Raw genomic sequence first — 15930 nt, forward strand, 5'->3', positions numbered from 1 at the left:
TTATAATTGCATTTTTTGCTTTGTTCAAATGGTCAATTTTTGTTGATAAATATGAAAAATACGACTGATTATTCAACAATTGATAAATACGATTTTAGTTAATTATACAATTACCTTTTAAAAAATTTCTCTACATCCATATAAATGTTTAATAAAACGGAATTAAATGAAAAACTCACGGCAGAATTGCGTGAGATAGCAAAAACTCAAGGCATTCTAAATGCGGATGAATTGCGTAAAGCTGAGCTTGTTGAAATTATTGCCCAAATAACAGAACAACAAGCCGAGGCAGAGCCAGCTCCTATAGCGCCTCCCGTAAAAGCTACAAAAACTAAAGCGGTGAAAGAAACTACTCCAAAAATTACACCTGCTAAAGTAAGCCCGGCAAAAAAAGTGGCTGTTGCTGAAGTTGAGGCTGGAACTGACGTAGAAGTAGTACAAGAAGTAACAGAACCAGTGCAAACTGCAAAGGAACGTCATGTAAAAACACAAGTTGCTCCAACCTTACCGACTGATGACGGTGAGAAAGATGCACAAGGAGATAAACCTGCAAGAAAAAGAACACGCATTGCTCCGAAAGAAACGGAAGAAAAAATGCAAAGGCCATTCAATAGGGCTTCGCTATTTGATCCACAACCTACAGGTTTTGCAAACAAGCAGGAAGCATTATCTGAATCGCCAGCTGAAGTTGAGGAAAAAGAAGCTGTTGCAACTCCTGTAAAGGAAACGGCCGTTGTTTCTTCACCAGAAGGTAAGACTGCTGCTCCTGGTAATAATGATCATAATAAAAAACAAAGACAACCAGATAACAGGCCTAAAAACCAAAATCAGAATAACAACGGTCCACATAAACAAAATGAGAACAGTTATTCTAATCTTGATTTCGACAACACCATCACAAATGAAGGTGTACTTGAAATTATGCCTGACGGATATGGTTTCTTAAGATCTGCAGACTACAACTATCTTTCATCACCAGATGATATTTATGTATCTCAGTCGCAGATTAAACTATTTGGATTAAAAACAGGTGATACAGTTAAAGGTAGTATCCGCCCGCCAAAAGAGGGAGAGAAATATTTCCCATTGGTTAGAGTAGAAACAATCAATGGCCGTATACCTGCCGATGTTAGGGACCGCGTACCATTCGATTACCTTACACCTTTGTTTCCTACTGAAAGATTAAATCTTTTTACAGAAACAAATAACTACTCTACACGTATCATCGACTTATTTACTCCTATAGGTAAAGGTCAGCGTGGTTTAATTGTTGCACAACCTAAGACTGGTAAAACCAACTTACTGAAAGAAGTTGCAAATGCTATTGCTAAAAACCACCCTGAGGTTTATCTGATTATTTTATTGATCGATGAGCGTCCGGAAGAGGTAACAGATATGGCCAGAAGTGTTAGAGCTGAAGTAATCGCTTCTACTTTTGACGAACCGGCTGAACGCCATGTTAAAATTGCAAACATCGTTCTTGAGAAAGCAAAACGCCTTGTTGAATGTGGTCATGATGTAGTAATCCTACTGGATTCGATCACCAGATTGGCAAGAGCTTACAATACTACAGCCCCTGCTTCAGGAAAAATCCTATCGGGTGGTGTTGATGCAAATGCTTTACATAAGCCTAAACGTTTCTTTGGTGCAGCTCGTAACATTGAAAAAGGTGGTTCATTAACCATACTTGCAACTGCATTAACTGATACAGGTTCTAAAATGGATGAGGTAATCTTCGAAGAATTTAAAGGTACTGGTAATATGGAGCTTCAGTTAGATCGTAAGTTATCAAACAAACGTATCTTCCCAGCTATCGACATTACCGCTTCAAGTACGCGTAGAGATGACCTGTTACATGACAGAGATACATTACAACGTGTATGGATTTTACGTAATCACCTGGCTGATATGAATGCACAGGAAGCTATGGAGTTTGTTCAAGCACAAATAAAAGGCACTAAATCCAATGAAGAATTCTTGATTTCAATGAATAGCTAAGGGTTATAATAACTAAATGATTAAGGAGCAAGGAACCAGGACTAGAAAGATAGTCTTTGTTCTTTGCTCCTTTTTCTTTATTCCTTTCTCTTTACTCCTTATTCCTTTATCTTTGTTCCTTAATCTTTGCCCCTGAATCCATATGAAAAGACACATTCCAAATGCTATTACCTGCGCAAACTTATTTTCAGGCTGTATCGGTATTGTTTATGCTTTTAATGGCGCCCTTGAAACCGCTGCTTATTTTGTTTTGCTTTCTGGAATATTCGATTTCTTTGATGGGTTTGCTGCAAGATTGCTACACGTAAAATCTGATATTGGCAAAGAGTTGGATTCCTTGGCTGATGTAATTAGCTTTGGTTTTTTGCCCGGAGTAGTGATGTTTCAATTGTTAAGTCAAAGTGATTTCTCTTCACCATACCTACCTTATTTTGGCTTTGTTATTACTGCATTTTCTGCTTTAAGGTTAGCAAAATTCAATATAGACACCAGACAAACTGAAGATTTCATTGGACTAAATACCCCTATGAATACATTGTTCATTGTGTCATTGCCTTTTATTCAGAAAGATTATCCTGAAATAATCGGTTCTGCACCTTTGCTGGTCGGACTAATTGTATTGGTGAGTTGGCTATTGGTAAGTGAGATAAAAATCTTCTCTCTTAAATTCAGCTCTACAAGCTGGGCACAGAACAAAATAAAGTACATTTTCCTTATTTTATCTGTATTGCTTGTTGCGGTATTAAAATTTGCAGCTGTTCCCTTAATTCTGGTAATGTATATTGGTCTGTCAGTTCTTCATTTCCGACAACTTAAAGCATAGTTTAAAGCTGTTTTTCCAGATCTGATTTTGCCTCATCAAGCTGTGCATATAAAATTTCAACGAAAGAACTAATTTCCTGAAATGCTGCTGGTAATCCCTCTATGTTTTTAAGATCTCTGGCATTGTTTTCCATCATTTGCATATGATCTTTTGCATCTTCTCTGCCTACATAAGCAAATGTTGGCTTTATTTTATGGGCACAATTTGATACTCTTGGCCAATCCTGGTCCTCTATCGCCTTGCCCAGATCAGAGATGTATAATGGAGTCTGGATTTTAAACATATCTATCATCTCTATGATAAATTCAGCGCTATCCCCAGACATATCCCTTAAATAAGACAGATCTAATGGTTCGTTATTTTTTTCTACGTTTATCATCATAAACAAAAATACTGATTTTATACTTTTGATACCGACAAATTATCATTTAATCTTTCTAATATTTCTGATACCTTAAGCTGAAGCACGGGATGCACATAATTTGAGGCAATTTCTGCAAGGGGTTTCAATACAAACTTTCGATATTGCATCTGTGGATGTGGTATCTGCAAACGATCTCCCATATCAACTATCTCATTGCCATAAAATATCACATCAATATCAATTAAGCGTTCAGCCCATTTCTCATGTCTTACTCTTCCTAATTCTGATTCGATTGCCAAAGCTATGTCTAATACTTCAATAGGGCTTAATCTAGTTGTTACTCCTACTGCAACATTTAAAAATGAAGGTTGATCTTCCTTACCCCAAGCTGCTGTTTCATAAAAAGAAGATATACCAAAAGGACGACCAATACGTAGTTCTATCTGTTTTAAACCAGCATCTATCAATTCTTTTCGATCTCCTAAATTACTACCCAGTAACAAATAAACATTTTCATTATCCAATTCCATATAAAGCCCGATTTAAAAAGTAAACTCATATCGTTTACTTATCTTTACAAAATAAATATTTACCTGGCACATGAGAGAATTTTTCAAGTATGTTTTTGCAACAGTTGTTGGAGTAGTCATTTCACTCGCTCTGTTTTTAGTATTTTTCATTGTACTTATTGTTGGCATTGTAAAATCCTCACTTAAGGAAACCAAAGTTAACGTTAGCAGCAATTCTGTTCTTTTCCTTAATCTGGATCAGACTATAACGGAACGAACCACAGAAGATCCGTTTTCAAAACTTCCTGTAGTTGGCTCTGAAGGAAACAAAAACATAGGCTTTAACGATGTAATACGCTCATTACGTGAGGCTAAAACTGATGACAACATCAAATGTATTTACCTCAGTGTTAGCTCGCCACAAGCAGGCTTTGCTACTATGCGTGAAATAAGAGATGCTTTAATAGACTTTAAAACCAGTAAAAAGAAAATAATAGCATATAGCGAGGTGTACACTCAAGGTGCTTATTACCTGGCTTCGGTTGCGGATAAAGTCTATCTAAACCCGGAAGGTGCCTTAGAATTTAAAGGTCTGAAGTCTCAAACCATGTTTTTTAAAGGTGCGTTGGACAAACTGGGTATTGAAGCTCAAATCATCAGGGTTGGGAACTATAAAAGTGCTGTTGAACCATTCTTTACAGATAAAATGAGTGATAAAAACCGTGAGCAGGTAACAGCTTATCTTAATGGTTTATATGAAACTTATCTTGATGGAATTTCAAAAAGCAGAAACATCGGTGCTTCTATCCTGCATCAGATTGCAGATGACTATAAGATCCAGCAGCCGGAAGATGCTATTGCTTATAAAATGGTAGATGGGTTGAGATATAAAGACGAGATTATTGATGAGCTTAAAACCTTAAGTGGAAAAGATAAAAAAAGAAACATATCTGCTGTCACCATTAATGAGTATGCCAGAAATCTTTCGAATGAGCAGGATAATTCGGCAAAAAACAAAGTCGCAGTAATTTATGCAAATGGTGACATCATTGGAGGTGAAGGTTCTGATGAACAGATTGGTTCTGAACGGATTTCCAGAGCTGTTAGAAAAGCACGTTTAGACAGTACTGTAAAAGCCATTGTGCTAAGAGTAAATTCTCCAGGTGGTAGTGCATTAGCTTCTGATGTAATCTGGAGAGAGATTGTGCTAACCAAAAAGGTTAAGCCTGTAATTGCTTCATTTGGTGATGTAGCTGCTTCTGGTGGTTATTATATCGCTTGTGCAGCTGATTCAATTTTTGTACAGCCCAATACTATAACAGGATCTATTGGTGTATTTGGTGTAATTCCTAACCTACAGAAATTATATAACGAAAAGCTAGGTATTACTTTCGATGGTGTTAAAACCGGAAAATATGCAGATATCATGAGTACAGATCGCCCTATGACTGCTGGCGAACGTTTGATTATTCAAAATGATGTAAACCGTGTGTATGATAGCTTCATTAAACGTGTGGCTGATGGACGTAAAAAAACAAAAGCTTATGTTGACAGCGTTGGAGGTGGAAGAGTATGGGTTGGTACTGATGCAGTTAAAATTGGTCTGGCCGACAGAACCGGCAACTTTAACCAAGCTATAGTCGCCGCTGCTAAAAAAGCAAAGATAAAAGATTACAGTGTGGTAGAATACCCTGAAATGCTTGATCCATTTAAGTCATTAATGGAAAGTACTACAGATAAAATTAAGATGTACTATGCTAAACAGGAACTTGGTGCTAATTATACCATTTATCAACAAATAAAATCGGCAATATCTAGATCTGGAATTCAGACCAGAATGCCATTTGAAATTAAAATACAATAATAAAACATTTTCTTAATGGAAAATAAGACGATCGCCCGTACTTTACGTTTACTTTCTCAGTTGATGGAACTCCACAATGAGAACCCTTTTAAAATTAAATCAGTAGCTAATGCCGCTTTTAAGGTTGATAAATTACCTTTTGCAATTAAAGATAAAAGTCTTGATGAAATAGGCAAGATTGATGGTTTAGGCAAAAGTATTTCTGCAAAAGTATGGGAGCTTCTAGAAACAGGATCTATGGTTGAACTGGATACCATCCTTGCTCAGACTCCTGAAGGTATTGTTGAAATGCTTAACATAAAAGGAATCGGGCCAAAAAAGATTGTTGTAATATGGAAAGATCTTGGTATAGAAAATCTAGGGGAACTTTATTATGCCTGTAATGAGAACAGGTTGATTGAAGCTAAAGGATTTGGGCTAAAAACTCAGGAGGAAATCAAGAAAATCATTGAGTTTAAAATGGCTGCACAGGGTAAATTCCTGTATGCTCAAACGGAAGGTCCTGTAAACAAACTCTACGCAGATCTTGCTGTCTGGCTAAATACGATTAGCGGTAACCCATTATTAAGCATTGGAGGAGATTACCGTCGTTGCTTAGAAATTATTGAAGAAATTGAACTAATTATTGGTGTAGACAGCCTTGAAGAACTGCAAACCAAAATTATTGATTTTAAATCGATAACTTTTGAACCTCAAACTGAAAACAGCTACCTTGCCCATAGTGAGTCTGGTTTAAAGATAAAACTTCAAGTTGTAGCTAAAAGTGATTTTTACCTCAGCTGGTTTAAACTTACTGGAAATGAAAAGCATGTTAATGAGGTTTTGGCACTAGCGGGTTCTGGTCCTTTCAACTCTGAACATGAAATCTATCAAAAAGCAGGATTAGCCTTTATTGAGCCTGAATTAAGGGAAGGATTAAATGAGATCGATCTGGCAAAAGAAAACAAGCTACCTCAATTAATTACCTATGGTGACTTAAAGGGTTCTTTACACAACCACTCTACCTGGAGTGATGGTGTCCATACGCTTGAAGAAATGGCTGTTTTCTGTAAAGAGAACCTACAGTTAGAATACCTGGGTATGTGCGACCACTCTAAATCTGCCTTTTATGCAAATGGATTAAATGAACAACGTATTTATGCTCAACATCAGGAAATAGATGCTTTAAATGCTAAGCTTTCCCCTTTCCGGATCTTCAAAGGCATTGAAAGTGATATTTTATATGATGGATCATTAGATTATAGTGATGACATTCTTAAAACGTTCGACTTTGTAGTTGCTTCGGTCCATAGCATTTTGAGAATGGATGAAGAGAAAGCTACTTCCAGAATCATTACAGCAATTGAAAACCCTTATACAACCATTCTTGGACACCCTACTGGTCGACTATTATTGAGCAGAAAAGGTTACCCTATTGATTACAAAAAAGTTATTGACGCTTGTGCTGCCAATAATGTGGTTATAGAAATTAATGCAAACCCGTTGAGGCTTGATCTTGACTGGCGCTGGCATCGTTATGCATTAGAAAAGGGAGTCTTACTATCTATAAATCCTGATGCACACAGAAAGGAAGGATTCCATGATATGCATTACGGAGTGCTGATTGGAAGAAAGGGCGGTTTAACCCCAAAACAATGTTTAAATAGTTATTCCTTAAGTGAGATTACTGCCCTCTTTGAAAGCAGAATCAAGAATATTTAATCGTTATAAAAGCCATTATGCTTACCTTTGTCTTTAATAATTGAGCATGTTAACAGAAAAACTATATCAAGCCCATCATAATAACCCTACTCCAAATATATTAGTTATAGGCGATCTGATGCTGGACCATTATCTATTTGGTTCTGCAACAAGACTATCTCCTGAAGCTCCAGTTCCAATTGTAAAAGCAAACAAAGAATCTAAAATTATTGGAGGTGCAGCTAATGTTGCAAGCAACCTGATTGATTTGGGGGCAAAGGTATATCTAGGAGGTGTTGTTGGTAATGATGAGTTTGCAGATGATGTAAAGAAGCTTTTAGAAGCTAAGGGTATAAATAGCCAGCTCATTATAAATGATGAAAGTAGAATCACTACGGTAAAAACCCGTGTTATTGTAGGAAATCATCAGATCGTTAGGATTGACAAAGAAGATTCACACAACATATCTGCTGATCTGGAATCGTCTCTATTTGCCTTTTTGAGTCCTTACATTCAAAAAGCTGATATAGTTGTCCTTTCTGATTATAACAAAGGGTTAATCACTCCCAGCCTATCTTTAAAAATCATTACGTATTGCAATAGCATTGGAAAGAAAACGCTGGTGGATCCCAAAGGGCTGGATTACAGCAAGTATGAGGGAGCTTTTCTGATTAAACCTAATCGTAAAGAATTAGCGGAAGCAGCCAAATCGGAAAATATCAGTACCAATGAAGATTTAGTTAAGGCAGCTCGTGTAATTTTAGAGGCAACCAAAGCTACCTATTTAATTGTAACACTTTCAGAAGCCGGAATTGCCATTATCACAAAAGACGATTATACGATTTTACCTGTTGCTGCTACTGAAGTTTATGATGTAACGGGTGCCGGAGATACGGTAATTGCAACACTTGCTTATTGCCTGGCTTTAGGCTTTAATATGGAAGAGTCGGCAACAATTGCAAATCATGCAGCATCAATTGTTATTAAACATATTGGTAGTGCAACTACAAACATAGACGAAATCATTGCATCTTTAAAAAACGATTAAATATTCATGGTATTAGACGAATTAAATCACCATAGACTAACCATTGAAAAAGTCATTTCAAGCCTTGTACCTCAAATTGAACAAGGTTGTGCCATGATTACGGAAACAATATTATCAGGCGCAAAGGTTTTAATAGCTGGAAATGGAGGAAGTGCAGCTGATGCGCAACATATTGCTGCAGAATTAACCGGGAGATTTGTAAAAGAACGTAAAGCACTGCCTGCAATTGCACTTACGGTTGACACTTCTGCATTAACTGCAATTAGTAATGATTATGGTTATGAAAGAGTATTTCAACGTCAAATTGAGGCTTACGCCCGTCCTTCTGATTTATTCATCGCTATATCAACCAGTGGAAACAGCGCCAATATCATAAGTGCATTAAAGACTGCAAAGGAAATGGGCTGCAAAACTCTTGGTTTGTCTGGCCGTGATGGCGGACTCATGAACGAGCTTTGTGATTTAAATATTGTAATCCCGGAGGACAATACGGCAAGAATACAGGAAATGCATATTCTTATTGGTCACATCCTTTGCACTTCAGTAGATAATCTGTATTAATCATGAACAGAAATATAAAACAAGCTTTAACTCAAAAAATCTTTACTATAGATGATCTTACAGCTCAAACCAAAATCTGGAAAGCCGAAGGAAAAAAGATTGTTTTTACTAATGGTTGTTTTGATATTGTTCACCCAGGTCATATCGCTTATCTTGGCGATGCAGCCGATTTAGGAGACATTCTAATTATCGGCTTAAATACAGATCAATCTGTGTGCAAACTAAAAGGTGAAAATAGGCCTATAAACAATGAATTTAGTCGCACACAACTCATCGCATCTATGTTCTTTGTGGATGCTGTCGTACTTTTCAGCGAGGATACCCCTCTTAATCTGATCACTGCTATTGAGCCAGATGTTTTGGTTAAAGGCGGCGATTATAACTTAGATAACATTGTTGGCGCAAAAGAGACACTGGCTAAAGGGGGTGAAGTTAAAGTCCTTACGTTTTTACCAGGATATTCGTCGACCAGCATTATAGATAAAATTAAAAATAGTTAAGGAAGATTGAGCTTTTGGAAACACCTAAAAAAATCCTGGTTATAAGATTTAGCTCTATGGGCGATATCATTTACACTACTCCTGTAGTGAGATGCCTGAAAGAACAACTACCGGATAGCGAAATCCATTTTCTTACTAAACCTGCCTTTAAATACATTTATCAGAATAATCCTTATTTAACAGCTTTACATACACTTAAGCCTACATTATCAGAGACTATTGCTGATATCAAATCTGAAAAATTCGATTTAATTATTGACCTCCATAATAACCTTCGTACTACCATTATTAAACTGGCAACAAGAATACCTTCTTCCACTTACAAAAAAGATAGGGTTAGCAAATGGCTGGCTTTAAAATTCAAATGGAATCATTTTATTTCGAAAAAGCATCTTGTAGACAGATATCTGGAAACCGTAAAGTTTCTAGGTGTAAAAAATGACAACAAGCCTATTGATTATTATATATCCAAATCTTACGAATTATCAGCTTTTTTACCGGAAACACATCAGCAAAAATTTGTTGCATTTGTTATAGGTGCGACTCATTTTACCAAGAGACTACCAAATGATAAGATTATTGAAATATGTAAAGGAATAGAACTTCCAATTGTTTTACTTGGTGGAAATGACGTAAAAGAAAATGCCCTGATTATTCAACAAGCGATAGGCAACAAAGTATTTAATACATGTGGTACTACAAACCTTGATCAATCTGTTTTCCTGGTGTCTAAGGCACATAAGGTGATTGGCTTTGATACTGGTCTCACACATATTTCTGAAGCATTTGACAGACCTTTAGCCTCTATCTGGGGCGGAACAACTCCTGATCTGCTAGGTGTACATCCCTATAAAATCTCTGAGTCATTAATTGTTGGGGAAGATCTTTCATGCAGACCATGCTCAAAATTTGGCCTGGAAAAATGTCCTTTAGGTCATTTTAATTGTATGAAAAACATTAAACCTGAAATCGTTGTTAGTTTTATAAACTCTTAATCTATTCGCTCATATGAAGCAGCTATTATTGGTTAGACACGGTAAATCGGAATGGGGAAATGCTCATCTTAAAGACTTTGACAGGCCATTAAATCCCAGAGGACATAGAAATGCGCCAGAAATGGCAGCAAGATTACTTCAAAAAGATCTGGTTCCGCAGCTGGTTGTTAGCAGTCCTGCATTAAGAGCTATTACAACTGCTCAGCACTTTGTACAAGCATGGAAAAAATCGGCCGGACAAATAAAACAGGAAGCTTCAATTTATGAAGCCAATGTAACTGCACTATTGAAAGTGATCAACAACTTTGACAACGATTTCAATTATATCGCCATGTTTGGACATAACCCTGGTTTTACGGATCTGGCGAATTACCTAAGTGATGCAGATATATATAATATTCCTACCTGCGGGACAGTATTGATAGAATTTGACATTGATGATTGGGGGCTGGTAAGTCACCATACTGGCAGACTTATCCAGTTTGATTATCCTAAAAGTCTGAATGACGATTAAAAATGTAGGTGTTTAACAGTAAGTCCGTTATTGATCAACTGTTTCAATGAATCAATTCCTATTTTAAGATGCGTTTCTACATATTTAGAAGTTATATTGCTATCACTCTCTGTAGTTTTAACTCCTTCTGGAATCATTGGTTGGTCTGATACCAATAACAAGGCCCCTGTTGGAATTTTATTAGCGAATCCAGTAGTAAAGATAGTTGCTGTTTCCATATCTACGGCCATTGCTCTTAGAGTTTTAAGGTACTTTTTAAAGTTTTTGTCATGTTCCCATACCCTGCGGTTAGTCGTATAGCATGTCCCTGTCCAATAATCTCTTGAATGATCGCGTATAGTTGTTGAAATAGCTTTCTGTAAGGCGAAAGCAGGTAAAGCAGGCACTTCTGCTGGCAAATAGTCATTAGACGTCCCTTCCCCCCGTATTGCTGCTATAGGCAGTATAAGGTCCCCCAATTGATTTTTCTTTTTTAAACCTCCGCATTTACCTAAAAACAGTACTGCCTTCGGTTGGATTGCTGAAAGTAAATCCATCATTGTTGCAGCCAGTGGACTTCCCATTCCAAAATTGATGATCGTAATACCATTAGCCGTTGCACTTTGCATAGGCTTATCGATTCCCATAATTGGTACATTATCATGCAGTTCCGAAAACATCTGTACATACTTACTAAAGTTCGTAAGCAATATATATTGTCCAAATTCCTCAAGAGGTCTTCCTGTATATCTAGGCAACCAGTTCTTTACTATTTCTTCTTTCGATTTCAGACCTTTTTTTATCGGAGTTTCTACCTCCTTTACCTTTTTTGCTTTTTCAGAAGTTTGCTCCTCTTTTTTTACGTCTTTTTCTTCGTTCATATTCATCCTTTCTAAATAACAATATAAAAAAAAATCCCCGGTAAACCGGGGATTTTATATTTTAAGCAGCTTTTAACTTTTTAAAATCTGCCTTTTCGAATTTCTGTACAGCATAGTCGAGTGTGACATTCAAATCCTTAACACTTATGTCAGATGGAATTTCAAACATCGCATCCAGCATAATAGCTTCACAAATAGAACGTAGTCCCCTTGCCCCCAGTTTATACTCCATAGCTTTATCAACTATAAAATCCAAAACCTCATCATCAAATGTAAGCTGAACATTTTCCAATTCAAATAACTTTTGATACTGACGTACCAAAGAGTTCTTTGGTTCTGTCAATATATTACGTAAAGCTTGTTTATCTAATGGATTAAGATGTGTTAAAACAGGTATACGTCCAATCAGCTCTGGGATTAAACCAAATGACTTGAGATCCTGAGGAGTGATGTATTTGTATAAGTTTTTAAGATCAAGCTCTTCTTCATCCTTTTTCACTTTATAACCAACAGCCTGGGTACGTAATCTATTCGCTATTTTACGTTCAATACCATCAAAGGCTCCCCCGCAAATAAATAGGATATTATTGGTATTAACAGGGATCATTTTTTGGTCAGGATGCTTACGTCCGCCCTGAGGTGGAACATTCACAACCGTTCCTTCTAAAATTTTTAATAAAGCCTGTTGTACACCTTCTCCTGAAACATCACGGGTGATAGAAGGATTATCACTTTTACGCGCAACTTTATCTACCTCATCAATATATACAATCCCGCGTTCAGCAGAAGTCACATCATAATCAGCTGCCTGTAACAACCGCGTAAGAATACTTTCTACATCCTCCCCTACGTAACCCGCCTCAGTTAATACTGTTGCATCGCAAATACAAAAAGGAACATGCAATATTTTCGCTATTGTTTTTGCCAATAATGTTTTTCCTGTACCGGTTTCACCTACAAGCATGATGTTCGATTTTTCAATCTCAACTTCATCTCCTTTATCCACCTTCTGACTTAATCGCTTATAGTGATTGTAAACTGCAACAGAAAGTACTTTTTTTGCATCATCCTGACCAATAACGTACTGATCAATATGTGCTTTAATTTCCTGCGGTTTTAATAAGGTAATCGAAGTATCTAAAGGTTTCGATTTTTTAGTTCCCAATTCCTGCACAAGTAGCTGATTAGCCTGAGCCACACATTTATCACAGATAAATGCATCCAGTCCTTCAATAAGCATTAATGTATCCTGCTTACCTGAGCCACAAAATGAGCAACGGGATTCTTTACTTTGCTTTGCCATCTTTTAGTCTTTCTTGCTAGCACCTAGCACTTCATCAATCATTCCAAAGCTTTTCGCTTCTTCAGCTTTCATCCAGTAATCACGGTCTGAAGCTTTCTCTACCCACTCATAACTTTGTCCGGAATGGTTTGAAATAATATCATACAATTCCTTTTTTAATTTAAGCATCTCTCTTAAATTGATTTCCATATCTGAAGCTACACCTTGTGCACCACCCGAAGGCTGGTGAATCATAACTCGAGAGTGTGGTAAAGCAGCACGCTTACCTTTTGCACCTGCACATAATAATACCGCGCCCATAGAAGCTGCCATACCAGTACAAATTGTCGCTACATCCGGGCTTATATATTGCATGGTATCATAAATACCTAAACCTGCATAAACAGAGCCACCTGGTGAATTTATATATATCTGAATATCTCTATTGTTATCCGTTGATTGTAAGAACAACAACTGGGCCTGGATAATGTTAGCATTTCCATCATAAATTGCATCTCCTAAAAAGATAATGCGATCCATCATCAAACGGGAGAATACATCCATTTGTGCAACATTAAGCTGACGTTCCTCAATAATGTACGGAGTCATGCTCTTTGGAGAATTGTTTGTAGCTCCTATAAAACGGTCAACATTTAAACCATTAATGCGGTGATGTTTAACTGCGTATTTTCTAAACTCGTCTTTATCTATCTTCATGATTTCTAATTGTTATCTTTTGTACTACATCAATAGTAATAAAACTAAATTGGTAATTTATTGTGGAAATGTAAAATTCTAGTTTCCCTTTTATATAAATAAGGCGGCCTTCTAAAAAAGCCGCCTTATTCTTATTTTATATAAAAGTAATTTATTGCTGTAATAAAACAAGGATTATTTTAACTCAATAAACTTGTTGTATGCGATCTCTTTTTCATCCAAAGTAGCTACTGATTGAATGTAATCAAATACTTTTATCGCTTTTACTTCGTCAAAAATACGGTTAGCGTTGTCCTTTTCTTTTAAGAAAGTAGCTGTATACTGTGCCAATTGATCTTCTGGCATCGGGCTTGGGCTATACATTCTGAATTGAGCATCTAAACGTTGTTTTGCTGTCTGGAAAACATCTTCATATTTAATTTCGATGTTATTGTCTTTAATCAATTTGTTCTCGATCAAAGTCCATTTCAGATTTTTAGCAAAATCATCATAACCTTCAGCCAGCTCAGCGTCAGTTAGTTTCTCGTTTGTAGCTTTTAACCATTTACGTAAAAACTCATCCGGCAATTCAATCTTTACACTCTCAATAAGTTTAGTATAGATATCGTTTTGTAATTTACGATCTCCATCCTGTTGGAACATGCTTTCTACTTCCTCGGTGATTTTAGCAGTAAAACCAGCTTCGTCAGTTACAACACCTGCACCAAATAATTTATCAAAAAATTCTTGGTTTAAATCAGACTCCTCTAAACGATTTACATTTTTAACCGTTACCTGGAATTTAGACTGTAAATCTTTAGCATCTTCTTCGCTGATGTTTAATAATTTGGCGATGATCACCTCATTTTTATCAAAAGCTTTTTGTACATCAAGCTCTACAACATCATCTTTTTTAAGACCTATTAAAGATTTTAAAATCTTTTTATCAGTTACCTGATCCAAACGGATAGAACCAGTTTGAGTAATTCCGCCTTCAAATACCGAACCATCTGCAGCAAGCTGTACCAACTCTGCATAAAGTACATCCTCTTCAGCAGAAACTTCAGGGTTTGTCATTTTTCCGTAGCTTCTACGAATATTTTTGATACGTGCAGCAAGCGTTTCTGCATCAGCTTTAACGATATATTTTGTGAATTTATCTTTTGCAGTGATACTTACATCAATAGCTGGAGCAAGACCTAATTCGTAATCAAACTCAAACTCATCAGTATAATCCCATTTAAATTCTTTTGAGTCATCCATTACAGGAAGTGGCTGACCAAGGATTTCTACTTTATTATCTGTAAGATGTTTATTTAATGTTTCACTTAACAAATTATTGATCTCTTCAACCAGGATACTTCTGCCATACATCTTTTTAATGTGAGCTGCAGGAACCATTCCTTTACGGAAGCCCGGAAGGGTAGCTTTTTTAGCTTGTTCTTTTATAGATTTATCAACCTTTTCAGTATAATCTTCAGGCGCAATCTTAATTTTTACAATCGCGTTTAAATCGTTAATTTTTTCCTGTGTAATGTTCATCTTTCTGAATCAATAATTATTAATTTCTTTATATAAAAAATCCCCCGTGTTGCGGAGGAAGTTTACTGCGGAAGAATTGAATCCAACCCACCGCTCAAATTTCCCAATTCGAGGCCGCAAATATATGGTTTTTTGTTGATTTCAAAGCCTCTAAATTAAAATATTATGTCGTTAAAATGTCTGAATTTAAGCACCTAAAAGTCCTTAATACCATGGTTGACAAGCCCTATGTCTTTTTAGATTTAAACCAAAAAAGCAGCCTTTTGGGCTGCTTTTGATTTTGGTGCGGAAGAAGGGACTCGAACCCCCACGCCGTGAAGCGCCAGATCCTAAGTCTGGTGCGGCTACCAATTACGCCACTTCCGCATATGTTGGTTGTATTGAGGACTGCAAAGATAGATATTGTTCTGAAAAGTCAAAAGAGTTTTTGAATTATTTTAACACCCCTCAGTTAACATACTGGTTTTCAGCAAAAATATTTTTATTTAATTTCACATTCCCTAAATAAACTATATAATTCATCAGATACATTGTTATAAATTAACAAACCAACAAATGGCAAGCACAAATATTCAATTACAAAAATTAATCTCAACAATACTTGTCTTTTATTTTTTGTTAATTTTTTACCTTTGTCAGCATGAACCCTACAACTAAATTAACTCACCACCGAGAATTATTCAAGAACTATAAT

Annotated in this window: 15 protein-coding genes and 1 tRNA gene; 9 read left to right on the plus strand and 7 right to left on the minus strand. The window is 36.4% G+C overall.

Features of this window, described 5'->3' with window-relative positions; genetic code table 11:
* Positions 1–144: 144 nt before the first annotated feature.
* Both rho and pssA read left to right on the plus strand, forming a co-directional pair.
* Positions 145–1998: a transcription termination factor Rho gene (gene rho, locus ABDJ41_RS15800; RefSeq protein WP_349787039.1), complete on the plus strand. Its 1854-nt coding sequence runs from the start codon at positions 145–147 to the stop codon at positions 1996–1998.
* A gap of 142 nt (positions 1999–2140) precedes the next feature.
* Positions 2141–2821: a CDP-diacylglycerol--serine O-phosphatidyltransferase gene (gene pssA / locus ABDJ41_RS15805; RefSeq protein ID WP_349787040.1), complete on the plus strand. Its 681-nt coding sequence runs from the start codon at positions 2141–2143 to the stop codon at positions 2819–2821.
* Position 2822: 1 nt separating this feature from the next.
* On the opposite strand, the gene ABDJ41_RS15810 is transcribed toward pssA, so the two are convergent.
* A complete protein-coding gene (locus ABDJ41_RS15810; RefSeq protein ID WP_349787041.1) occupies positions 2823–3203 on the minus strand; it encodes an Hpt domain-containing protein in 381 nt (126 codons plus the stop codon).
* 17 nt (positions 3204–3220) lie between these two features.
* Positions 3221–3715, minus strand: coding sequence for a 2-amino-4-hydroxy-6-hydroxymethyldihydropteridine diphosphokinase (gene folK, locus ABDJ41_RS15815; protein ID WP_349787042.1), 495 nt, complete (start codon positions 3713–3715; stop codon positions 3221–3223).
* A gap of 70 nt (positions 3716–3785) precedes the next feature.
* On the opposite strand from folK, the gene sppA reads away from it, so the two are divergent.
* Genes sppA through ABDJ41_RS15850 form a run of 7 tightly spaced genes read left to right on the plus strand, consistent with a single transcriptional unit; the run spans position 3786 to position 10856 of the window.
* Complete coding sequence (gene sppA, locus ABDJ41_RS15820; protein ID WP_349787043.1) at positions 3786–5558, plus strand: signal peptide peptidase SppA; 1773 nt, start codon at positions 3786–3788, stop codon at positions 5556–5558.
* Between the two features lie 15 nt (positions 5559–5573).
* Positions 5574–7259, plus strand: a complete 1686-nt coding sequence (locus ABDJ41_RS15825) for a helix-hairpin-helix domain-containing protein (protein WP_349787044.1) — start codon at positions 5574–5576, stop codon at positions 7257–7259.
* Positions 7260–7305: 46 nt separating this feature from the next.
* Positions 7306–8286 carry a D-glycero-beta-D-manno-heptose-7-phosphate kinase gene (rfaE1, locus tag ABDJ41_RS15830; protein WP_349787045.1) on the plus strand — a complete coding sequence of 327 codons (981 nt, stop codon included), beginning with the start codon at positions 7306–7308 and terminating at the stop codon, positions 8284–8286.
* 6 nt (positions 8287–8292) lie between these two features.
* On the plus strand, positions 8293–8847 hold the full coding sequence (gene gmhA, locus ABDJ41_RS15835) for a D-sedoheptulose 7-phosphate isomerase (protein ID WP_349787046.1): 555 nt from the start codon (positions 8293–8295) through the stop codon (positions 8845–8847).
* A gap of 2 nt (positions 8848–8849) precedes the next feature.
* The gene (gene rfaE2, locus ABDJ41_RS15840; protein ID WP_349787047.1) at positions 8850–9347 is read left to right on the plus strand and encodes a D-glycero-beta-D-manno-heptose 1-phosphate adenylyltransferase; all 498 of its coding nucleotides are present in this window, start codon (positions 8850–8852) and stop codon (positions 9345–9347) included.
* 56 nt (positions 9348–9403) lie between these two features.
* The gene (locus tag ABDJ41_RS15845) at positions 9404–10342 is read left to right on the plus strand and encodes a glycosyltransferase family 9 protein (protein ID WP_349787048.1); all 939 of its coding nucleotides are present in this window, start codon (positions 9404–9406) and stop codon (positions 10340–10342) included.
* A gap of 13 nt (positions 10343–10355) precedes the next feature.
* Positions 10356–10856 carry a SixA phosphatase family protein gene (locus ABDJ41_RS15850; RefSeq protein WP_349787049.1) on the plus strand — a complete coding sequence of 167 codons (501 nt, stop codon included), beginning with the start codon at positions 10356–10358 and terminating at the stop codon, positions 10854–10856.
* On the opposite strand, the gene ABDJ41_RS15855 is transcribed toward ABDJ41_RS15850, so the two are convergent.
* From ABDJ41_RS15855 to ABDJ41_RS15875, 5 genes are all read right to left on the minus strand, one after another.
* On the minus strand, positions 10853–11716 hold the full coding sequence (locus ABDJ41_RS15855; RefSeq protein ID WP_349787050.1) for an AMP nucleosidase: 864 nt from the start codon (positions 11714–11716) through the stop codon (positions 10853–10855). The genes ABDJ41_RS15850 and ABDJ41_RS15855 overlap by 4 nt on opposite strands.
* A 61-nt stretch (positions 11717–11777) precedes the next feature.
* Positions 11778–13019 (minus strand): ATP-dependent Clp protease ATP-binding subunit ClpX, encoded by a 1242-nt coding sequence (gene clpX, locus ABDJ41_RS15860; protein WP_349787051.1) that lies wholly within the window; start codon positions 13017–13019, stop codon positions 11778–11780.
* Between the two features lie 3 nt (positions 13020–13022).
* Complete coding sequence (gene clpP / locus ABDJ41_RS15865; RefSeq protein WP_349787052.1) at positions 13023–13715, minus strand: ATP-dependent Clp endopeptidase proteolytic subunit ClpP; 693 nt, start codon at positions 13713–13715, stop codon at positions 13023–13025.
* Positions 13716–13889: 174 nt separating this feature from the next.
* Positions 13890–15236, minus strand: coding sequence for a trigger factor (gene tig, locus ABDJ41_RS15870; protein ID WP_349787053.1), 1347 nt, complete (start codon positions 15234–15236; stop codon positions 13890–13892).
* Between the two features lie 281 nt (positions 15237–15517).
* Positions 15518–15602, minus strand: a tRNA-Leu gene (locus ABDJ41_RS15875).
* Between the last annotated feature and the right edge of the window lie 328 nt (positions 15603–15930).

Origin of the sequence: Pedobacter sp. ASV1-7 (genome assembly GCF_040203335.1) — a bacterium.
Classification (GTDB): Bacteria; Bacteroidota; Bacteroidia; order Sphingobacteriales; family Sphingobacteriaceae; genus Pedobacter.

Coding starts and splice junctions, on each gene's coding strand:
- tig (WP_349787053.1), bottom strand. CDS start 15,236: ATGAACATTACACAGGAAAAAATTAACGATTTAAACGCGATTGTAAAA.
- clpP (WP_349787052.1), bottom strand. CDS start 13,715: ATGAAGATAGATAAAGACGAGTTTAGAAAATACGCAGTTAAACATCAC.
- ABDJ41_RS15825 (WP_349787044.1), top strand. CDS start 5,574: ATGGAAAATAAGACGATCGCCCGTACTTTACGTTTACTTTCTCAGTTG.
- ABDJ41_RS15855 (WP_349787050.1), bottom strand. CDS start 11,716: ATGAACGAAGAAAAAGACGTAAAAAAAGAGGAGCAAACTTCTGAAAAA.
- gmhA (WP_349787046.1), top strand. CDS start 8,293: ATGGTATTAGACGAATTAAATCACCATAGACTAACCATTGAAAAAGTC.
- rho (WP_349787039.1), top strand. CDS start 145: ATGTTTAATAAAACGGAATTAAATGAAAAACTCACGGCAGAATTGCGT.
- ABDJ41_RS15845 (WP_349787048.1), top strand. CDS start 9,404: ATGGGCGATATCATTTACACTACTCCTGTAGTGAGATGCCTGAAAGAA.
- rfaE2 (WP_349787047.1), top strand. CDS start 8,850: ATGAACAGAAATATAAAACAAGCTTTAACTCAAAAAATCTTTACTATA.
- pssA (WP_349787040.1), top strand. CDS start 2,141: ATGAAAAGACACATTCCAAATGCTATTACCTGCGCAAACTTATTTTCA.
- folK (WP_349787042.1), bottom strand. CDS start 3,715: ATGGAATTGGATAATGAAAATGTTTATTTGTTACTGGGTAGTAATTTA.
- ABDJ41_RS15810 (WP_349787041.1), bottom strand. CDS start 3,203: ATGATGATAAACGTAGAAAAAAATAACGAACCATTAGATCTGTCTTAT.
- clpX (WP_349787051.1), bottom strand. CDS start 13,019: ATGGCAAAGCAAAGTAAAGAATCCCGTTGCTCATTTTGTGGCTCAGGT.
- ABDJ41_RS15850 (WP_349787049.1), top strand. CDS start 10,356: ATGAAGCAGCTATTATTGGTTAGACACGGTAAATCGGAATGGGGAAAT.
- rfaE1 (WP_349787045.1), top strand. CDS start 7,306: ATGTTAACAGAAAAACTATATCAAGCCCATCATAATAACCCTACTCCA.
- sppA (WP_349787043.1), top strand. CDS start 3,786: ATGAGAGAATTTTTCAAGTATGTTTTTGCAACAGTTGTTGGAGTAGTC.